Source organism: Paenibacillus sp. cl141a (assembly GCF_900109305.1).
GTDB classification, from domain to species: Bacteria; Bacillota; Bacilli; order Paenibacillales; family Paenibacillaceae; genus Paenibacillus_AQ; species Paenibacillus_AQ lautus_A.
In genome coordinates this window covers 306,213-327,758 of the sequence record NZ_FNZO01000005.1, presented here as the reverse complement: position 1 = coordinate 327,758, position 21,546 = coordinate 306,213, and the positions used below count along the sequence as shown (strand labels likewise).

Sequence of the window (21,546 nt, the reverse complement as noted above, 5' to 3'; positions counted from 1 at the left end):
AGAGGAGAGAGGCTTTTTTTTAGGTTAAAGTATGGCGGAAGTTCCGATATAATGATATACAGGATCAATGAACGAACGATAAGCCGAAGTTACACCTACTGTTAACCGGAAAGGGGGAAGAGGATGACGGAATACGCGAATACGCCGAAGCCGCCTTATTATGCCTGCATTTTTGTGTCCAAACGAACGGAGGGCGACCGGGGTTACGGAGCGATGTCCGATAAAATGGCGGAGCTCGCTGCGCAGCAGCCCGGCTATCTGGGGGTGGAATCCGCTCGGGACGAGGGTCTCGGGATCACGGTTTCGTATTGGGACTCCCTGGAGTCCATACGTTTATGGAAGGAGAACGCGGCTCATCAGGTAGCCCAGGAACGGGGCAAGAACGAGTGGTATGAAAGCTATGGCTTGCGAATTTGCAAGGTGGAGCGGGACAGCTTCTATAAGCTTTAGGCAAGGCCAGATCATGAAGAGGAAGAGGAGGAGTTTTATGGTGCAGAATCCGGGCAAGGTCAAATGGGGAATTATGGGGACGGGCTGGATTGCGGAGCAGTTTGCAGCCGATTTGGCATATGTGGACAACGCTCAGTTTCTGGCGGTCGGTTCCCGTACGGCCAGCAGTGCAGGCGAGTTTGCGTCGAAATACGATATACCGCGGGCGTATGGCAGTTACGAGGAGCTCGTGTCGGATCCGGATGTCGACGTTGTGTACATAGCGACCCCGCATCCGATGCACAGGGATCATGCGCTGATGTGTCTCCAAGCAGGCAAATCCATTCTGTGCGAAAAGCCCTTTACGATCAACGGGGATGAGCTGGAGGAGTTAGTCGCAGCAGCACGGGAGCATAAGCTGTTCCTCATGGAGGCCATGTGGACGCGTTTCCTTCCGCCGATCCGGCAGGTGCGCGAATGGCTGAAGGACGGTCTGATCGGCGACGTCCGGCTGGTGAAGGCCGATTTCGGTTTCCGGAGCGGCTGGAATCCGCAGGGCCGTTTGCTGAATTTGGAGCTCGGCGGGGGCGCGCTGCTGGATGCGGGCATTTATCCGGTGTCGTTTGCGGCCATGATCTTTGGAGCCGAGCCCGAGAAGATTTGGAGCACGGCGCATATCGGCGAGACGGGCGTAGATGAGCAGTTCTCCGTTATTCTATCCTATGAATCAGGCAAGACGGCATCGTTAAACGGGGCGATCCGGCTGGGATTGACGAATGAAGCTTATATTTATGGCACCAACGGGCATATTCACATACCGTCCTTCCTAAATGCGACATCCGCTGCGCTTCATGTCGATGGCGGGGAACCGGTGGTTGTGACGGATGACCGACAAGAGAAGGGTTATAGCTTCGAGGCTTACGAAGTGGGACGTTGCCTGCTGGAAGGGCGGCTCGAGAGCGATGTGATGCCGCTGGACGAGTCGGTTGCGATTATGAGGCTGCTGGATCAGATCCGCGGGCAGTGGGGACTAAAATATCCTTCGGAAGGTTAATTTACCTCGTGTTCAATAAAGCAAGGCGAGAGAACTTCTCGCCCTGCTTTTTTTTTGTTATTCGTATCGGTAGATTCAGGAGAAGCGCAAATATTAAAGAGTGAGTGTCATTATTTACATAAGTTTTACGCAGGGATGACAAGCCATTAATCCCCCTTTGTTATGCTGGAGCTGTTTGTAGCGGTGACACAGACCCATCTTTACATAACAAAGGAGAGAGTAAATGATTCATTACATGTACAAAAAGCTATTATCCATTCTGTTATCGACGGCACTGGTGTTTGGATTCTTTGCAGGCACCGGTTTCCAGACGACGGCGGATGCTGCAGTTCAGGATCAACCCGATATCCTTCTGCAGCGCAATGCCGAGTGGAAGTATTTGGATCAGGGACAAGATTTAACAACCGTTTGGCGTGCCACCTACGATGATTCATCATGGACTTCGGGATTAGCTCCATTCGGATATAAAGATAACGGAAGCGGTATTGCAACCGCGGAGTTTGGTCCGCTCAACACGGTAGTCGATTACGGTTCAGATAAAAAGCTCAAACACCGCACGACTTACTTCCGTACGAATCTGCAGGTCAACAAGGATCAGATCGACGCTTACGGCCAGATTCTCGGAACGTTTGGCATTGATGACGGTGCCGTGCTCTACGTCAATGGCCATGAAATCAGACGTATGGGCATGCCTGAGGGCGAGATCACCTATTCCACGAAGGCAACTTCCAATAAGGATCTTCCGGTTGTGTATGGGGATGTGGATCTGACGGCGCCGCTCAAAACGTACTTGCAGGACGGAAACAACGAAATTGCGGTTGAGGTTCACCAGCAGAGCGACAGCAGTTCGGATCTGTACTTTGATATGGAGCTTATCGCGTTAGCACAGGCGCCAGTGCTGGATATCTCCAAAGTTACGGTCACCTTCCATGGAGATGCAACAAGCGCAAAGGGCTTTACGTGGTATACGCCGCTGGGTTCCTCCCGCAGTGATGTACAGGTTGTAGAGAATCGCGGCGGTGCGCCTGATTTCAATCAAGCGCAGGTGTTTAGCGGACGGACTTCCGTCTCTTCGAACTCTCCAGGTGAACATGTTCATAAAGCGGAAGCAACAGGCTTGGCTGCGGATACACCCTACTACTTTAGAGTTGGAGACGAAAGTCTGAATCTATGGAGCGAGGTAGGTACCTTCGAAACGGCACCTGTCAGCGGTGCCTTCTCGTTCATCGACCTGACGGATACGCAAGCAAAGGAAGAAGACGAGGCGATGCTGTCCGCAGCCACCTTGTCGAAGGCGCTGGCCACCATCCCCAATGCCAAATTCGTTGTCCATAACGGAGATGTCGTGGAGAACGGTACATCGGAGCAGGAATGGAACTGGCTGCTGGGCCATTCCCAGTCCAGTCTTTTGCATACCACGATCGCTCCTTCCGCGGGCAATCACGAGAATAAGAATAATGCTTTCTATGAGCACTTCAATGTGAAGCAGCCGGATAACGCTGCAACGGTGACAGGCGCATATTACTCTTACGACTATAGCAATGCTCACTTCATCGTGCTCAACTCCAACGAGAATTCGACCGAATATGCGAACTTCTCCACGGAGCAGGTAGCTTGGATGAAGCAGGATGTGGAGCAAGCGAAAGCAGCAGGAGCAGAATGGATTATCGTTAATATCCACAAAGGCCCTTACACCACTTCGAACCATGCTACCGACAGCGATATCATTGGCGTAAGTGGCGTGCGTAAACAAATCGCGCCCCTGATGAATGAGCTCGGAATCGATATGGTGCTTCAGGGACATGACCACATCTATGCGCGCACGAAGCCGATCAAGCGTGACGGAACCGCGGAAGATGTCGCCAAAATCACCGAGACGCTGAATGGTCAGAGCATCGAATATGCGGTCAAGCCGGACGGAACAATCTACATGATTCCTGCCACCGCAGGCGCCAAGGTTTATTTCAAGAACCAGAAGCCGGAGCTGGGTGACGAGTATTTCAATTTGTTCGAACTTGCGGAAGAGAACCACGCCCGTAAGTATGGGGACACAACCAGTTTAGCCAGAGGACATGTACAAAATTTCGTGGGCATTACAATCGACGGCGGCAAGCTGACGGCTGTCACGTATGAGATCGACCAAAATCAATACAACGCGCAGCCGTTCATAGTGGATCAATTCGGAATTATGAAGGAAACGAAACCGGATCCCGTTCAGGAAAAAGTGAGCAAAGTGACGGTTACGTTCCACGGCGATGCTACATCTTCCAAGGGTTTCACCTGGTATACGTCCCAGCAGGTGACAGGCAGCGACCTTCAGGTGGTGGAGAAGTCTGCGGAAGCGCCTGACTTTACGAATGGGTTATCATTCCAAGGGCGTTCGGCTTCTTCTGCCAATTCGGCGGCGGAGCTTGTGCATAAAGCAGAAGCAACAAAGCTGAAGTCCAATACAACCTACTATTTCCGGGTAGGGGATGCGTCTCTTAACGTATGGAGCGACATCGGAACGTTCCAGACGGCGCCTGAGAGCGGGGCGTTCACGTTTATTGATCTGGCCGATACGCAGGCGAAGGAAGAAGATGAGGCCGTGCTTTCCTCCGAAACGCTTGCCAAAGCGCTCGCTACCGTTCCGGAAGCGCAGTTTGTCGTCCACAATGGAGATCTCGTGGACAAGGGCGTCAAGGAAGAACAATGGGATTGGCTGTTAGGACACTCGCAGGAAAGCTTGCTCCATACGACGCTGGCGCCTTCCGCGGGAAATCATGAGGACGAGAACTATGCTTTCATAGAGCATTTCAACGTACAGCAGCCGGAGCATTCAGCAACCGAGACCGGAGCTTATTATTCTTATGATTACAGCAACGCGCATTTTGTTGTCCTGAATTCCAATGAGGATTCGGCTGAGTATGATAATTTCTCGCCCGAGCAAGTAGAGTGGCTTAAAAAGGACGTTCAGAAGGCGAAAAAAGCCGGAGCGGAGTGGGTGATCGTCAACATTCATAAAGGTCCTTACACCACTTCGAACCATGCAACGGACTCCGATATTATGGGAGCTAACGGTGTCCGTACTAAAATTGCTCCGTTAATGGCGGAGCTCGGCATTGATTTTGTATTGCAGGGTCATGATCACATCTATGCCCGTACCAAACCGATCAAGTCGGATGGCAGCGCGTCGGAGCCCGCGAAAATCACGGAGATGTTAAACGGCCAGAAGCTGGAATACTCCGTAAATCCGGACGGTACGATCTACTTGATTCCGGCAACCGCAGGTCCGAAGGTTTATTATAAGAACCCTAGCCCAAGTCTCGGAGAAGCTTACTACAATCTGTTCGAACTTGCAGAAGAAAATCATGCGGCCAAATACGGCCCGGATCCGAGCGATAGCCGGCGTCCGAAACGCAGCCAGGTGCAAAATTTCGTCGGCATTACGATAGATGGCAGCAAGCTGACAGCTATTACGTATGAAATCGATCAAAACCTGAATGGAGCGCAGCCTTATATTATTGATCAATTCGGGATCGTGAAGAAGGATGCGCAAACGCCGAATCCTGATCCGGGTGGCATATCCAATCCAGGATCGGGGAGCAGCCCCGGTTCAGGCAGCAATCCAGGTTCCGGATCAGGGACGGGAAGCGGAACAGGTTCCGGGAATGAAACCGATACGGGAACCGGGTCGGGCACAGGCTCACAGCCTGGCGGCAACCCGGGCAACGGTCCAGGTAACGGTTCAGGTAACGGGAATCCGCCAGCGTTGAAAGATATTGCAGGGCACTGGGCCAAATCAGCCATCGACAAAGCTGTTGCAGCGGGCTTCGTGAACGGCTATGGCGATGGAACATTCCGGCCGAATCAACAAGTGACGCGTGCAGAATTCATCACGATGCTGGGCCGTGCATTAGGACTGAACGCGAGCGGTGCTCAGCTTACATTCACGGATGCGATGAAGATCCCTTCCTGGGCTAAGGATGCTGTAGCACAGGCGGCCCTGACCGGGATTATCAGCGGTTACAAGGATGGATCCTTCGGTCCGCATAAACCGTTATCCCGGGCAGAGCTTGTTGCTATGATTGTTCGCGCCAGCGGAATCAGCACCGATTCTGCAGCGAAGCTGAACTTTAAGGATACGAAGGATATTCCAGTTTGGGCGCTCCCATATGTAGCGGCGGCAGTCGATGCAGGACTTGTGGGCGGTGTGGGCAATAACCGTTTCGCTCCACAGCAGGTCGCCACTCGGGCGGAAGCCGTGACGCTTATGATCGGGCTTCTTGAGTATACGAAATAAAAGAATGGTTCGAAGAAGCCAATACGGGGATGCCTCGTATTGGCTTCTTTTTTGTCACCATACGTCATGACGACTAAAATTCCTGCCGGCGTTTTAAAATTATATTTTATAAAAACTATTGAAATTTGAAATAAAATTTCAATATGATAGTGATAGAGATGAACGCTGGTGCAACAGCACGACGTCATCTACTTCAGTCGCATGATCGGAGGTGAGCGGCAGCCGATTTCGCTGGAAATCGGGCTTCGGTTCGGATAGCAAGCACTCATACTATAGGGAGTGAATTGATGAATGATGACCAAAAGGCGTGTCTATCGAAGCAGTAAGTCCATTCTGTCCATGACGTTGGCATTTGCCGTGATGCTCAGCTTGGCCGTGTCTGTGTGGGGCAGTTCCGTTGAAACGAACGCAAGCGCAGGACAGCCGGAAGCAGTGGTGCTGGAGGATTTCGAATCGGTAACGAATTTATTTGCATCTTCCGCAAGGGGGAAGGCCCAGCTGGATTTGGCGGGGAGGCCGGAGCCCATTTATTACGGACATCACGCTGCAGCCTTAAGCTATGATTTTGTGGGCAGCGAATCCGGTACCTCGGCGGCTTATCTCAATTTCAGAGACCCGGATGGATCAACCGGCAGGAGCGTTCCCGGATCACCGAAGGCACTCGGCTTGTGGGTTTACGGAGACGGCGGCAATCACTGGCTCCGTGCACAGCTCCAGGATTCTTCCGGCGGCAAGCATACCGTTGATTTTACAGCCACCTCCGGTCTTAACTGGAAGGGCTGGAAATACGTCAAATTAAACATTCCTTCTACCATTCAGGCTCCTCTCAAAGTGAATCAAATCTACGTAGCCGAATTAAAAGACACAAATAAAAACAAAGGTGCCTTATACTTCGATAGGCTGTCCGCCTTCTATACGGCTTCCCCGGTATACGGGCTCGACATCGGCGGACTGACGCCTATGGGCGTCGGTGAAACGGTCAAGCCGCAAGTTTATGCAACCTATGAAGGTCAGTCGGAACCAACGTTACTGACATCCGGTGTGAAGCTGACCAGCAGCGACGAATCCGTTGCCACCGTGATGGGCGCTACATACGACACCATTGAAGCATTGGCACCGGGAACGGTGACCATCACGGCCGAGTACGGCGATGCGCCAAAAGCCCAGCTGGAGCTGCATGTGGCGGCGGATGCTCCGGCTCCCCATGAATTGCTGTTGTCCGGGCCGCTTCATATGGAGACGAGCGTTACGGACAACATGAGAACCAGCGTGGTTTACTCCGTCTACGGAAACCAGACGGATCCGGTGTGGATGACCGAAGGCATTAGCTATACAAGCGATCAGCCTGGCGTTGTATCGGTCGATCAAGCGGGTCAACTGACTGCGGTTTCCAAAGGGACGGCTGCCATTACGGCCTCGTACCGGGGAGCATCCGCCCATCATACCATTACCGTGACGGACCCGGTTCCTGTTTTGCAAAGCATTCAACTTCAGGGGCTTACGTCTGTGACGGTTGGAGATTCTTTTGAAACGGTGGTATCCGCCACGTACTCTTGGATGGCTGAACCGCTAACCATAGAGGAAGGCGTTACGTTTACCAGCAGCAACCCGGAGGTCGCTTCGGTTTCGGATAAAGGGGTGGTGAGCGGTTTGAAGGTAGGCTCCGCTAGAATAACAGCCGCGTTCCAAGGAAAGACCGATTCGCTCTATATCACCGTGAATGAAGCTTCCCGGCATCCGAAAAGCGAGATGCGGGCTGCATGGATCGCCACCGTCGATAATATAGACTGGCCGGCTAAAGGGGTTACCGATCCGGAGCAGCAGAAGCAGCAATTCATTCAGCTGCTCGATCAACTGGAGGATGCCGGAATGAACGCGGTCATCATGCAGATCAAACCGACGGCGGATGCTTTTTACCCGTCCCAATACGGGCCTTGGTCCGAGTGGCTGACAGGTGAACAAGGCAAGGATCCGGGTTACGATCCGCTGGCATTCCTGCTCGAGGAAGTGCATAAGAGAAACATGGAGTTCCACGCCTGGTTCAATCCGTATCGCATCAGCCTGCAGGGAGACATCAATAAGCTGGTAGCGAATCACCCGGCCAGACAGCATCCCGACTGGGTCGAGGAATACGGCGGCAAGCTGTATTTCAATCCAGGGGTGCCGGAGGCGCAGCAGTTCATCATTGACGGCATCATGGAGGTCGTTCGGAATTACGATATCGACGCCGTGCATTTTGACGATTATTTCTACCCGTATCCCGTAACGGGCGTGGATTTCCCGGATACGGATACGTTTAATCAGCACAAGGGCTCCTTTACGAACAAGAGCGATTGGAGAAGAAATAACGTCAATACCTTCATTCGAAACGTGAAGGAAGCCATCAAGGCGGAGAAGAGCTACGTGAAATTCGGCATCAGCCCGTTTGGTATTTGGAAAAATAAATCCAGCGATCCGGCCGGCTCCGAAACGACGGGACTCGAGAGTTATCATGCGATTTACGCGGATTCGAAGAAATGGGTCGAAGAAGAGTGGATCGACTATATCACGCCGCAGATTTATTGGAACATCGGGTACTCCGCAGCGGCTTACGATAAGCTGATCGATTGGTGGAGCGGGATCGTGTTCGGCAAGAACGTTCATCTATACAGCGGACAAGCCGTATATAAAATCGGGTCAAATGCCGATTGGTCCAATCCCGACGAAATGCCGAACCAGATCCGGTACAATCGAAACTTCGAGGAAGTCCGGGGCAGCATGTATTTCAGCTCCAAATGGTTTAAGGACAACGCGCTTGGATTTACGGACAGACTGAAAAACGATCTGTACCGATACCCGGCGCTCATCCCGGCCATGCCTTGGATCGAATCGGAGGCACCGGCTGCGACCAAGAAGCCAAAGGCCGACCAAGTACAGGAAGGCGTGAAGATCAGCTGGTCTTCGTCGGACGACGAGACGTATTACGCGGTGTATCGCTTTGACGGTCGGGAAACTGGCAGCGTTCAGGAACCGGAGAATTTAATAGGGACTGTCAGGAAAAACGCCGGTACGACGCAGTTCTTTGTTGATCGTACCGTCGTAAAGGGACAAACCTACTCGTACGTTGTGACGGCTGTCGATCGTTTGCATAACGAGAGTGCCCCGAGCCCTTCCGTAACGATTAAAGCGGGGGACCACGGCCAGCCGCCGGTTGACCCGCCGGGGAATCCGAACCCGCCGGTGACACCGCCAGTCACTCCGCCAGTCAATCCGCCTGGGAAACCGAACCCACCGGTAACACCGCCGGTAATTCCACCCGTAACGCCTCCGGTGACACCGCCTGTCAACCCGCCGACGCCGCCGAAACCTCCGGTGTTCCGCGATGTGGACAGCGTAGGCTGGGCGAAAGCGGCGATTGAGGAACTGGCGGCGCTTGGCATCGTAGAGGGAGTGGGTCAGGATTCATTCCGGCCGATGAAATCGGTGACAAGAGCCGAATTCCTGACCATGCTTGTCCGGGCTTTCCAGCTGACGGGGGCCGCCGACCTGGAATTTACCGACGTGAAGCCGACTGATTGGCACTACTCCGTCATCGCATCTGCGATAGATGCCGGGCTCGCTCAAGGAATCGGAGGCGGCAAATTCGATCCGAACCGGCCGATCACCCGCCAGGAAATGGCGATCATGAGCGCCAATGCGTTGACATTATTCACCGATATGAAGGCAGAGGATGAGGAGGGCACCTTGGCGAAGTTTAAAGATGGCAGCAGCATTGCAGGCTATGCTAGAAACGCGGTTGCCCTCTTGGCCGAGAAAGGCGTGATACAAGGCACCGGCAATGACCGGTTTATGCCGAAGGGAATTGCCAATCGCGCTCAGGCAGCGGTCATCATCTACAACCTGTTGAATATGTAGAACCTGTAAAAAGGGACATCCTTAGGCAGTATGTCTAAGGATGTCCCTTTTGCTGCTTGTTCCAATCGACATGCTCCATGGTACAATAGAGGCATTATGTCTTGGAGTGTGGTGCATGGTCAAAAAATTAGGAATGGCACTTGTCTACGTTGCCGTGGGTGGTCTTATTTACTATAAAGGCGAGTTCATATTGGCATGGATTCGATCGACAGACAGCATCATGCTGATCATGCTCGTCGCTGTCGCCATGGCTTTGTTCCCGGTGATCCCTTATCCCGTTGTCGGCGGCGTAATCGGGGCTGCCCTGGGTCCGGTTATCGGCGGGATGGTTACTTGGGTCGGCTCCACAGCTGCTTCCATCCTGATGTTCATGTTCATCCGCTACGGTTATCAGGAATGGGGCAACCGGGCGCTTCACCGTTACAACAGCCTGGGAAAAGTGACCACGATGTTTGAACGGAACGCCTTTTTGACCATTCTGTTTACCCGGTTGATCCCGTTTATTCCTTCCATTGTCATCAATGTGTACGCAGCGCTCAGCAAGGTAACGTTCGTATCGTACAGCTTGGCGTCCGCATTGGGCAAAATTCCCGCCATGCTGCTGTTCTCGATGGTAGGAGACAATTTGATGTCCAATCCTTCCCATATCCTAATAACCATAGGCGTATACGGCGTATTTCTTGCCGTAACCCTTCTGGTTTACCGCTTGTCGGGTTTAGACCGTTCGGGAAGAACGGAGGCCGAACGCTTATAGGCGTTCGATCGACGAGGTGGGACCTCCCTGCCCTGCAGGGGTTATGGTCTCGCCTTTTTTCTGTTGGAACCACGCCCGTACGGCTTCGATCTCTTGTTGTTCCATTCCGCTTAAACTCTCGTTGATTTCGCTGAGTATCATCTTCACTTGAAGGGAGAGAAGCCCCTTTCTACGCTGCCTGCGGGTACCGCTGACCTCCATGGCAATGATCTGAGGCCGGCGTATGTACCTGGTCGACATTGCAATGAAGCGGCTGCGGATCGTAAGCTGTTTACCCGTGACGTTCAGTCCGGAATCCCGGTGCGACAGAAGCCCCCAGGCGAACGAGAGCGGAAGCAGCAGGAGCGATAATAAACCGAGCCTGTCAAAATACCAGATGCAAGCGGCGCTGACGGCTGCCGCAAAAGCCAGCTTCCAGCGGACGTACATCCATCTGGCGCGGGGCGGCGGCGAAGCCGAAATGGCCTGAGCGCTGAATTGAGGCGTAACCCGCTTCAGCAGTGCCGGGATATCCCCGGTCTTCAGCAGAGGATGCAGCATGAAATGCTTCTCGGACTCTGACGTAAGGACATGAACCTTCACTTCGGCGTAACCGAACCACCGCCGGAATACGCCTTCCTTTACGGTTATGGCCAATACGCGTTCCGGGGAGAAGAGCAGTCTGTTTCTCTCCAGCAGACCGCAGCTGACCGAGATTTGTTTCCCGAAACGCTCGACGGTAAATCCGGCATATTTGATCGTGTAGAGCACAGCCGAGAGCAGCCAGGACACGATGAGCGCCAATGCCGCGATGCTGATCCAGCTGCCGGGCAGCAGCTTCCCTGCCGATTGAAACAGCGATTGGTATATCCGATCCGGCAGCAGGTCATCGGCAAAAGACGCGATACCACCCACAAAGGCTAAAGCCAATGACAGGTTGGGCGAGGAGAGCGCGGCAATGAGCAGCCGGCCCGAGGATAGCTGGAGCAGCGTGCTGCGTTCTTCCTCGGCCGGGATGGGATGGTTTGCCTTCTCTCTGCCGGCGGCGCCGGATTCGGAATCCATCAACGGAACGCGCTCGAAGTCCCGGTTTTCATCCGACGGGTGGTGAACGGATCCATGAGCCTCCGGGGTCTCCGGGGAAGGAACGGACGGTCTCTCCGGCTCTACGGAAAGGCTTTCCGACTCTACGGAAAGGCTCTGACCGGATGGGCCGGAGCTTTCCGCAGCTGGGTGAACCTCGATATCGTCCTGCCTGGTTCGGGTCTGCTCGCGCAGCCAGCGCTGCAGCCGTTCGCCTTCGCTGTTGGTGACGGCCGGCAGGATGCCGCCGCCGCCTTCCTTTTTGCCCGGCGTTTCGATCCGGACCTGGGTAAGCCCCAATAAACGCTGCAGCAAGGGCTGCTCCATATTCATGGAGTGGATGCGGCCCGTATAGATGGACAATTCCTCCCGGAACAGCACGCCGCGGCGGATGAGGATTTTGTCTTCTTCCAGCGTATAGACGAAGCGTTTCCACTTCAGATACCCGTACAGGAGCAGAAGCGAGACCAGGATGACAATGGCGGCGGACAGCCAATACCAAGGGATGTCGCGCAGCGATTTCCCGTTAAGGAATTTGATGGATACCAGGGCTGCAATCGGAATGAGCGATTTTACGCTGTCCGCGAGCGGGAACAGGATGAACAGCCGGTGCAGCCTTGTCGGTTCATTCATCGTGATCCACCACTTTGGCCAGCTCGCCGATCTGTTTCTTTAGTTCCTCTGCTTCTTCCAGCTTAAGCGCTTGAATGACATGGGTCGTTGCAGCCGTGACCACCTTGACCTTGGCTAACCCGAATTTGCGAAGGAGCGGCCCCCGTTCCAGCTCGACATGCTGCACCCGCGTCATGGGAACGAGGGTGTCGCTGAGCCAGATCCAGCCGGAGCGAAGCTCCAACTCTTCCTCGCTGATTTTAAAGCCGAATTGTTTGTAAGTGAAAGAGGGCACGGCCCAAGTAAACCAGGCTCCGAGAACCAAGAGTCCGATGGTGATCCACCCGGGAATGAGGGTCCATTCGAGTATAGCCGCGATGATCAGATAAGCTGCTGCAGCCAGCATAATAATTCCGTCCGTGATGAAGCCCGTTATGCGGGAGATCGTGACGGAGTCCGGGTGGCACTTGCGCATGGCGTCAAGCCGATGGTCCATATGTAGGTTCCTCCTTGATGTTAAAGATTCGATCATTCCTTACCTATATGTATGTCTACGTTGCTTGGGAAAACTGCGTTTCATTCCGCCCCTATCTGCTTGCCGTGCTTATCATTGTAGCATAACAGATTAACGATCATCTGAACCCGACCTAACGGTTGCATGAACACATCCCGATTCTGTTAAGCTTGAGTTAAGAAAGCTGATGAAATGATCGAGAACGAAAGGATGGCTGATCATGAAAATAGACCGGCTGTTAGCCATAACCGTCCTGCTTCTTAACCGTGGGAGACTGAGCGCCAAAGAACTGGCGGAACGGTTCGAGGTATCCAGCAAGACGATATACCGAGATATGGATACGCTGTGCCAAGCTGGCATTCCGATTGTTGCCCACCAGGGGATCACCGGCGGATTTGAGATCATGGAGCATTATATGATCGATAAGTACTGGCTGTCCGCCGAGGAGATGAGCACCTTGGTTACAGCCGTTAAGGGGCTGAGCTGCGCACTGGAGGATCCGCAGATGGGCCTGCTGCTGGAGAAGATCAAAGCGCTGCTGCGCAGGGTAGAGCAGGGACTTGGCTATGAATATCGGAAGGAGCCCATAGTCATGGACTTTCAGCCTTGGGGACAGCGTCAGGGGCTGAAACCCGCCGTGGGCTTGCTCAAAAAAGCCATTCATGACAAGTGCAGGGTGCAGATGGAATATATCGATGCGGAAGGCAGCGCGGAGCGAAGAACCATTGAACCGGCATCCTTGTTTCTGAAGGGCAATGTTTGGTATGTGCAGGCCTTTTGCCTGGAGCGGGAAGATTTTCGCCTCTTCCGGTTGTCGCGCATGCAGGCTATCAAGATGCTGAGCGAAGCGTATGAGCCAAGGCCATGGCCTGGCAAGGAACGTTTGGAATGGGACTCCTCCTGGTCCAATGCTCGGGAGCAGGAGACCATGCTGCTATTCGAGGCTGCCGCGCGTCAGCGGGTGGCGGATATGTTTCCGCCGGAACAAGTGACCCTCAACCCGGACGGCTCCTTACGCGTTCAAGCGTTATACAAATTGGACGAATGGTTCTACGGCATGATTCTAAGCTTTGGTAATCAGGTGCTGATTGAGCAGCCGTGCGAAGCGGTGGAGGAAGTGAAACGAAGAGCGCGATTGATTATGCAGCGCTACGATAACCCGGACAGATAGATGTCCACGTTACCTCTGTAGAATGAAGCTATATTGATGACAAGGAGGATACAGCATGAACAACAGCAATCAGAATCAGAGTGAACGATGGATAGAGGTTAGACCCGCCATGTCCATTCAGGGCGTCGGCGTCCGAACGACAAACGAAGCGGAGGCAGGACCGCAAGGCAAAATACCGCAGTTATGGGATCGGTATTTCCAAAGCGGCCTGCAGGCACGATTATCTGATAAGGATCAAGCCATCTATGCGTTGTACACGGATTACGAAAGCGACGCATCCGGGTCGTACACCTTAATAATCGGCAACAGGATAGATGAAGACGTGGCTGTTTCAGCTTCTTCGGAGGAGCTGCAGCAAGCCTCCGTCCCTGCATCCAGGTACTTGGTATTCCGGACAAGACGTGGCCCCTTAATGGAGATCGTGCCTGAGGTATGGCATGAAATTTGGAGCTACTTCCAGCAATCAGCCGAAAAAAGGACGTATACGGGCGATTACGAACGCTTTGACACGCGGCAGTTTGATCCTGCCCATACTGTGGTGGACGTCTATATCGCAATTGAATAGCGGTTAAAGCTATGCGGAACTTATAACCATTGTGCCTATGCCTCTGTGATCACAGCCGCAGCTTGTTTGATATAACGATATATGTCTTCATCCATTCCATAAGCCAGGGCTTCATCGGTATGGTGACATCTTCAAAGACGCCCTGCCGGGTGGCATTTTTGACCTCGAGGATACAGGGAAGCTTGCCGCGAATGAAAACGGTCCGTTAACTCCCGGCCGACCATTTTACGGACAACCTCTTCGAATCCGGTTTCGGGAATCGGTTTCGTATCCACGGTCATGCCGTCTCGCATGACGGTGATTCGATCACAGATCTCGAATATTTCTTCCATACGGTGCGAGATATAAACGATGGAGACGCCTTCCTGCTTGAGCTTTTCGGATCACCTCGAACAAGGTCCCGATTTCCTTTTCGGTAAGAGCCGCTGTCGGTTCATCCATGATGATCACTTCAGCCTTAGTCATGAGAGCTTTGGCGATTTCGATCATCTGCTGCTGTCCCACCGAACAATCGCCGGCTCTCCGATTCAGCGGAAGCGAGAGGAAGAGTTTGTTCATTTGTTTCTATGCAAGCGCCTTCATTTTCCTGGTGTTCAGATATCCCCAGCCGTGCGTATGTTCTTTCCCGATAAAGAGGTTTTCCAGCACGGTCATCTCCGGCCACACATTGAGTTCCTGATGGATAAAAGCAAAGCGATCCCGTTATCCTCAGCCTGTTTGGGGCTTGCGAACGACACTTCTTGTCCATCGACGACGATCTCTCCCTTATCCCGCGCATGCATGCCGGTCAAGATGTTCATCAGGGTAGATTTCCCTGCCCCGTTCTCGCCCATCAGGGAGTGAACTTCGCCTTCAAGCAGTTCAAAATCCACGCCGGTCAGCACGCGGTTCGAGCCAAACGCTTATAAATGCCTTCCATTCGAATATGCATCCGATCTTCACCTCGCATTCCATATGTATAACCCCTGGGAATATTGAATAAGGGGAATCCGGCCGGACAGGGGGGCCGGATTCATGATGATTGATAATGAACTTTATGAGGGCAATGGTTTGCGCGCCTGACTGCGTACGGCATGGATAGCATTGCGCCAACCTTCGTAGTGATCGTCCCGTGCCGCCGCATCCATCATTGGAACATAGGTTTCGTACCGCTTCCGTTCGGACGGGATTTCAGCCAGGCTGTTCCAAAATCCCGAGCCAATCCCGCCTAGATACACGGACCCGAGCGCGGACAGTTCGGCAAAGGTGGAACGGATGACAACACTGCCCAGAATGTCCGCCTGAAACTGCATCAGCCATGGATTGGATGACGCGCCGCCGTCCGTCCGCAAATCTTGGAGCAGGATGCCGGACTGTGCCTGCATAAATTCAACGGCGTCGCGGACTTGATAGGCGATGCTTTCAAGGGCGGCACGCAGAATATGCCTCTTATCCGTTCCGCGGGTCATGCCCGTAATGGCAGCGCGCGCATAGGGATCCCAGTAGGGAGCGCCGAGTCCGACAAACGCCGGCACAAGGTAGACCCCTTCATTGCCGGAGGTATTTTCCACCAACAGCTGAAGTTCTTCATAGGTGCCAAACAACCCCAGATTGTCCCGGGTCCATTTGATGCTGTCTCCGCTGGTGCGGATGACGGCTTCAAGCGCATAGGTGACCGTGCCCCCCGCCCCCCAGGCGATGGCGGTAACGAGACCGTCCCCACCGTCAATCGGCCGATCCCCGACATTCATCAGCAGGGAAGTTCCGGTACCGTAGGTGGCTTTCGCCATGCCTTGCTCAAAGCACTGCTGCCCATACAGGGCACCTTGCGAATCGCCGATGACCCCTGTAATTGGAACGGGTTCGGCGAATAAATCATGGTCTTCCGTATAACCAAACACTTCGTCGGATGCTTTCACCTGCGGGAGAATGGAGAAGGGGATCCCGAACACCCCTGCCAGCTCCTCATCCCAGGTCAGCGAATGAATATTGAAGAGGGAGGTGCGGCTGGCATTGGTATAATCGGTTGCGTGCACTTTGCCGCCGGTCAGCTTCCAGATCAGCCAGCTATCGATCGTGCCGGCCAGTAATCTGCCCTCGGCCAAGAGCTCTTTCGCACCTTCGGCATGATCGATGATCCATTTGAGTTTGGTCGCCGAAAAGTAGGGATCCAGCATCAGGCCCGTTTTTGCGCGGACGATGCCTTCCAGTCCGTCCTGCTTCAGCCGCTCGCACATATCCGCTGTTCGCTGGCATTGCCATACGACGGCATTGTATATCGGAAGACCGCTCACGCGGTCCCATGCCAAGATGGTTTCGCGTTGGTTGGTGATGGTCAGTGCCGCAAGCGTCTCCGGCGCTGCGCGAGCTTTAGTTAGAACTTCCTGTGCGGAGGTTATGACGTTGTCGTAGATTTCCATCGGATCATGCTCGACCCATCCCGGCTTGGGATACAATGGCTTGTGTTCAAGCGAGCTGCGGGCGATGATCTCGCCGGCATGGTTCACAAGCAGCGCCTTCGTGCCTGACGTGCTCTGGTCAATCGCTAAAATATATCGGTTGCTGTGGTCCATATGCTTCGCCCTTTACTTGTTAATCAGTTCAAGCGCAAGTTGTTTAATATGGTCTGCCGTGATTCCATAATGGCGAAATACCTCGGCCGTCTTACCGGCGATGGCAGGTTCATCCGGGATGCCCACAACCTTCATTGGAACCGGGGCATTCTGTACGACTACTTCGGCGACGGCTGCTCCGAGTCCGCCGTAGATGCTGTGTTCCTCGACCGTAATGATATGCCCGGTCTCCGCTGCCGCAGCAATGATTGCCGCCTCATCAAGCGGCTTGATGGTATGCATATTCAGCACCCGGCAAGTTACGCCGTCATTCGCCAAAGCTTCGGCTGCGCCCAGCGCGATGCGTACCGTTTCGCCGGCAGCGATGATCGTCAAGTCGGAGCCGTCCTTCATCGTCACCGCTTTACCGATCTCAAAGTCGTACTCGTCGGATTCGTACACGTCAGCCACGGGGTTGCGTCCGATCCGGGCATAGACCCCGCCTTCATAGTTCACCAAAGCTTCCGTCATCTTCTTCGTCTCATGGCGATCGGCAGGAAGGATGACCGCAAGGCCGGGAATCGCCCTGGCCACGGCAATGTCCTGAACGGAATGATGCGACATGCCTAGCGCGCCGTAGCTAATGCCGCCGCTAATGCCGATCAGCTTCACGTTGGTGGCGGAATAGGCCACATCCACCTTGATCTGTTCAATGCTGCGCATGCTCAGGAAGCAGGCGGGGGAGGTGACGAAGGGCTTTTTGCCGCTATGGGCGAGTCCCGCGGACATCCCCACGATGTTCTGTTCCGCGATGCCGACCTCGACAAACTGCTGAGGATATTTATTGGCGAAGGGCGCCATCGCCGCAGATCCGCGGGAGTCGCTTGCCAGCACCATGATATCTTTGTCGTTCTCAGCCAGCTCCAAGAGCGTATCGCAAATCACTTGGCGATTCGGAATGGTATTCATGGTCATTTCACCTGTCCTTTCAGGCTCAATTGATCGATATAGGAACTTAGTTCGGCCAAGGCGAGCTTCAGTTGCTCATCGTTCGGCACATGGTGGTGCCATCCCGGGACATTCTCGGCGAACGATACGCCTTTTCCTTTAACGGTATTGGCCATAATTAGCGTAGGACGACCCGATACCTCAGGGACGGACCGGAAAGCCGCGAGCAGTTGCTCGATATCGTTCCCGTCGACGGAGACGACGTGCCAGCCGAAGGCGGCCCACTTCTCCTCCAGCGGTTCCAGCCCCATCACCTCTTCCGTGGAGCCGCTGATCTGGAGGCCGTTGCGGTCAACGATGCCGATCAAATTATCCAGTTTGTAATGGGAGCCCGCCATGGCGGCTTCCCAATTCGACCCTTCGGCCAACTCACCGTCCCCCATCAAACAGAATACGCGGTAGGGGCGTCCATCCCGTTTGGCTGCGAGCGCCATCCCAACCGAGATTGGCATCCCATGGCCAAGCGCACCGGTGTTCATCTCGATCCCGGGCACTTTATTGTTGGGATGTCCGATGAGCCTTGTGCCGAACTGGCTGTAGGTTTCAAGCTCTTCCTTCGGGAAAAATCCCCGGTCTGCCAAGATGCACCATAGGGATTCCACGGAGTGGCCTTTGCTTGCGACGAAGCGGTCCCGATCTTCTAAGTTCGGGTTCGAGGGATCGATGTTCATGACTTCGTAATAGAGCGCGGTAAGAATATCCGTGTTGCTTAATGAACCGCCTGTATGTCCTGTCTGGGCGCGGTGAATCATCGTTAGCAAATCCATCCGAATCTGGGCTGCTTTGATTTTTAATGCTCGAATGTCCATAATGTCCTCCTTGTGAAAAGATGCGACCTGAATGTCGGCTTAGCCACGTACCAGCAAGTCGGATGCGGATTTTCCATGAAGTCCGGATCCCCGAAGCCAGCGCTGAATCTCTTGCTCCGTAGGATCCACCGGATCGGCTGTCAGGCCGGGAATGTAGTTGCAGGCCTCGTAAATAGCCGGGATGACATTGGCGTGGATGCCAACGGAATGATGAACGTACGGTCCTTTGACAAGCTTTTCTTCCCATAGCGGCCAGTCGTTGACTTCTACCCAGACATAGGAACCACGGGTGTATGGTCCTTCAATGCCGCGTGCTCGGCCCAAGAAGATCGAATATTCTCCATGGTCGCCGTCAAAGCGGGCTATGGTCATATCGCCGCCCTTGATCTCTCCTTCATGGGTTCCTGGAGCGTGGTCGTCGAAGAGGAAGTGTCTGCGCATCTTCGGTTTGTTCTCAACAGACAGGGATACCGGGAAGTTGCCGCAATGAAACAGCAGCTCGCCGTTGTCGTTCTCCGGATGCCGGACCGTGATGTCTGCAAAGAAGGTCGGCGCTTCATTCATGGCGGCCGACTGTACCATGATGGATGTAATCGCTCCGTGGATATCCGTTTCACAGGTCACCGGAATTTGCTCATCGGTAAGGATGGCGTTAGCCAAACAAGGCATAATGCCGATGGCATCTTGAAGGGAAGACCAGCACTGGATCGCAATCGCCGTGCTTCCCGTCTCCCGGGCGTAGGATTTCATGGCAACCTTCAATGCGGCAACGCGCTTTACATCATCTTCCGTAATCTCGCTGATATCGAGTTTCTCCTTGATGTAATCCATCGTTTCGAGCAGTTCGGGACTGTTTCCGGAAGCGATCTTGGCGGATCTTCGCTGAATATCCACCAGCGTGATGGGATGGATCTCAATCCCGAATCGCTCGAGGAGCTCGCCTTCATTGCAGATCATGGTCCAGAACGAAGCAGGGCGCGGCCCGATTTGAAGGATGCGCAGGCTCTTGAAATGCCGCACCACGTTAGCTGCAGCAATAAAGTTCGTGAACCCTCTCTCAAATACAGGATCATGGACTCGGCTGTTTGTTACATAAGTGAAGGGGACATTAAATCGGCGAAGAACTTTTCCCGTGGCAAAAAGACCGCATTGGGTATCTCGCAGCCGCATTCCATCAGCCAGAGGCGCCTCATCTCGAGGTCCCCATAGAAGAACCGGCTTGCCGAGAGCTTTTCCGACACGGGCGACGGTGTCTTCGGTGCCAAAGTTGCAGTGAGGGAAGAAGACCGCATCCACCTCTTCATCTCTGAACCTTTTGGCGATCAGGTCTGCATTGATATGGTCGTCATAGAGCAAACCTTCTTCGTTCAGGCCCTCAAGATCCACAATATCAATGTCCATGCCGAAGCTTTCGATCTGTTTCCGGATAGCCACTTTGTACTTGAACGCATCTTCTTTGCTGAAGGTGAAACGTCGAGTAGGCGCATACCCCAGTTTTAGTTTTTTCATTGACCTAAATCTCCTTGTCATTAGAATCTTAAATGGTTATGAACAGGGACTAAACCAAAACCCTAAACTAAACAACTAAACAAAATAATTCATCTAATTAATCTTCTTGTTCGGTCATATCCTATCATCGTAAATAAAGCGTTGTCAATACGTATTTTAGCTAAAATACAATCTATTAAGTGGTAAACAAACTAAACAAATTGAATTAACATTTACTAAACATTGCAACTAAAATGAATTCAGTGTACACTTTTTATGCATATCCGAAAGATAGGAGCAAGGGATCGCTATGAAAATGGAAGACATCGCGAAATTAGCTAATGTATCTAAAGCAGCCGTATCTTTAGCGTTTAGCGGCAAACCGGGAATTGGCGCCGAAACGCGCGCCCGGATCCTGCAAGTGGCACAGGAAGCAGGGTATGTTCCCAAATCAAGAGCATCCGCCTCGCAGGCTAGAACGGATAAGTCCCTCCTGTTTCTTGTTTGCATCAATTCAGGGATTGTATTAGAGGAATATTACCAGCAGCCTTTCTTTAAAGAGCTGATTCATTTCATTGAAGTGCGATGCCGGGAAAAGGGATATTCCCTGATCTTTTCGACGGTGGATATTGAGTTTTTCGACAGAGATATTCAGTCGATTGCCGAAGAGAAGCGCAGCGACGGGGTTATCGTGCTTGGAACGAACCTGACCCGGGATCAGATCGAAGCGATCCATGCAAAGCTGCCGAATCTTATCGTGCTGGACACTTGTTACGAGACGCTGCCGGTTCAATTTATTGAAATCAACAATGTGATGGGCGGTTATCAAGCCGGAAAGTTTCTATGCCAGATGGGGCATTCATCGATCGGTTACATCGCTTCGAATATCCGGATTCATAATTTTGAAGAGCGCTCCCGCGGATTTAGGCAGGCGCTTGATGAATCGGGAATCCATATTCGGGAATCCCATCAGCTGTCGGTTGCGACGACGATTCTCACTTCCCAGGAGGAGCTGAAACAGCAGCTGGAGCAAATGTTGACGAGCGGCCAACGTTTGCCGACCGCCTGGTTCTGCGAATGCGACTATATCGCCATCAGCGCGATGAAGACGATGGCCGAGCTGGGCATACGCGTCCCTGAGGATACATCGGTGATCGGCTTTGACAATATAACGGAGTCGCTGATCGTAACGCCTGAGCTGACAACGATTCATGTCGAAAAAGAACGCATGGCGATGTTGGCGGTGGATCTGTTGACGAACGCTATAGAGTACGGCCAACAAGGGAAGGTAAAGATGATGGTGGATACGCAGTTTATCAAACGCAAATCATGTGCGTCTCCAAATACGGGAGCAGAGGATATGGGGTGACACC

14 protein-coding genes and 1 pseudogene are annotated in these 21,546 nt (G+C 53.2%); 8 read left to right on the top strand and 7 right to left on the bottom strand.

Annotation, left to right across the window (positions count from 1 at the left end; translation table 11 throughout):
* Positions 1-123 precede the first annotated feature (123 nt).
* From BMX45_RS16800 to BMX45_RS16780, 5 genes are all read left to right on the top strand, one after another.
* Complete coding sequence (locus BMX45_RS16800; protein ID WP_090910666.1) at positions 124-450, top strand: antibiotic biosynthesis monooxygenase family protein; 327 nt, start codon at positions 124-126, stop codon at positions 448-450.
* Between the two features lie 37 nt (positions 451-487).
* Positions 488-1,483, top strand: a complete 996-nt coding sequence (locus BMX45_RS16795; protein WP_090910665.1) for a Gfo/Idh/MocA family protein — start codon at positions 488-490, stop codon at positions 1,481-1,483.
* Positions 1,484-1,706: 223 nt separating this feature from the next.
* Positions 1,707-5,765 (top strand): S-layer homology domain-containing protein, encoded by a 4,059-nt coding sequence (locus tag BMX45_RS16790; RefSeq protein ID WP_090910664.1) that lies wholly within the window; start codon positions 1,707-1,709, stop codon positions 5,763-5,765.
* 291 nt (positions 5,766-6,056) lie between these two features.
* Positions 6,057-9,659, top strand: coding sequence for a family 10 glycosylhydrolase (locus tag BMX45_RS16785; protein WP_090910663.1), 3,603 nt, complete (start codon positions 6,057-6,059; stop codon positions 9,657-9,659).
* Positions 9,660-9,774: 115 nt separating this feature from the next.
* Complete coding sequence (locus BMX45_RS16780) at positions 9,775-10,413, top strand: TVP38/TMEM64 family protein (RefSeq protein ID WP_090910662.1); 639 nt, start codon at positions 9,775-9,777, stop codon at positions 10,411-10,413.
* On the opposite strand, the gene BMX45_RS16775 is transcribed toward BMX45_RS16780, so the two are convergent.
* Together BMX45_RS16775 and BMX45_RS16770 are read right to left on the bottom strand one after the other, a co-directional pair.
* Positions 10,408-12,108 (bottom strand): PH domain-containing protein, encoded by a 1,701-nt coding sequence (locus BMX45_RS16775; protein WP_090910661.1) that lies wholly within the window; start codon positions 12,106-12,108, stop codon positions 10,408-10,410. The two genes, BMX45_RS16780 and BMX45_RS16775, sit on opposite strands and share 6 nt — an antisense overlap.
* Entirely contained in the window at positions 12,101-12,583 is a 483-nt protein-coding gene (locus BMX45_RS16770) for a PH domain-containing protein (protein WP_090910660.1), read from the bottom strand. The genes BMX45_RS16775 and BMX45_RS16770 overlap by 8 nt, the downstream gene beginning before the upstream one ends.
* A gap of 238 nt (positions 12,584-12,821) precedes the next feature.
* Between BMX45_RS16770 and BMX45_RS16765 the strand changes: the two genes are divergently transcribed.
* Complete coding sequence (locus BMX45_RS16765; RefSeq protein ID WP_090910659.1) at positions 12,822-13,772, top strand: helix-turn-helix transcriptional regulator; 951 nt, start codon at positions 12,822-12,824, stop codon at positions 13,770-13,772.
* Between the two features lie 55 nt (positions 13,773-13,827).
* Positions 13,828-14,337: a GyrI-like domain-containing protein gene (locus BMX45_RS16760; protein WP_090910658.1), complete on the top strand. Its 510-nt coding sequence runs from the start codon at positions 13,828-13,830 to the stop codon at positions 14,335-14,337.
* A gap of 109 nt (positions 14,338-14,446) precedes the next feature.
* On the opposite strand, the pseudogene BMX45_RS16755 reads toward BMX45_RS16760, so the two are convergent.
* The 5 genes and pseudogenes from BMX45_RS16755 to BMX45_RS16735 form a co-directional block, all read right to left on the bottom strand.
* Positions 14,447-15,268 (bottom strand): annotated as a pseudogene (locus tag BMX45_RS16755) (ATP-binding cassette domain-containing protein); the annotation flags it as partial.
* A 103-nt stretch (positions 15,269-15,371) separates the two neighbouring features.
* Positions 15,372-16,889 carry a glycerol kinase GlpK gene (gene glpK / locus BMX45_RS16750; RefSeq protein WP_090910657.1) on the bottom strand — a complete coding sequence of 506 codons (1,518 nt, stop codon included), beginning with the start codon at positions 16,887-16,889 and terminating at the stop codon, positions 15,372-15,374.
* Positions 16,890-16,901: 12 nt separating this feature from the next.
* Positions 16,902-17,837 (bottom strand): transketolase family protein, encoded by a 936-nt coding sequence (locus tag BMX45_RS16745; RefSeq protein ID WP_090910656.1) that lies wholly within the window; start codon positions 17,835-17,837, stop codon positions 16,902-16,904.
* A 2-nt stretch (positions 17,838-17,839) separates the two neighbouring features.
* A complete protein-coding gene (locus BMX45_RS16740) occupies positions 17,840-18,685 on the bottom strand; it encodes a transketolase (RefSeq protein WP_090910655.1) in 846 nt (281 codons plus the stop codon).
* A gap of 39 nt (positions 18,686-18,724) precedes the next feature.
* Positions 18,725-20,194: an L-fucose/L-arabinose isomerase family protein gene (locus BMX45_RS16735; protein ID WP_090910654.1), complete on the bottom strand. Its 1,470-nt coding sequence runs from the start codon at positions 20,192-20,194 to the stop codon at positions 18,725-18,727.
* A gap of 289 nt (positions 20,195-20,483) precedes the next feature.
* Here BMX45_RS16735 and BMX45_RS16730 point away from each other — a divergent pair, with 289 nt between their 5' ends.
* Positions 20,484-21,542 carry a LacI family DNA-binding transcriptional regulator gene (locus BMX45_RS16730; protein WP_090910653.1) on the top strand — a complete coding sequence of 353 codons (1,059 nt, stop codon included), beginning with the start codon at positions 20,484-20,486 and terminating at the stop codon, positions 21,540-21,542.
* Positions 21,543-21,546: the final 4 nt, after the last annotated feature.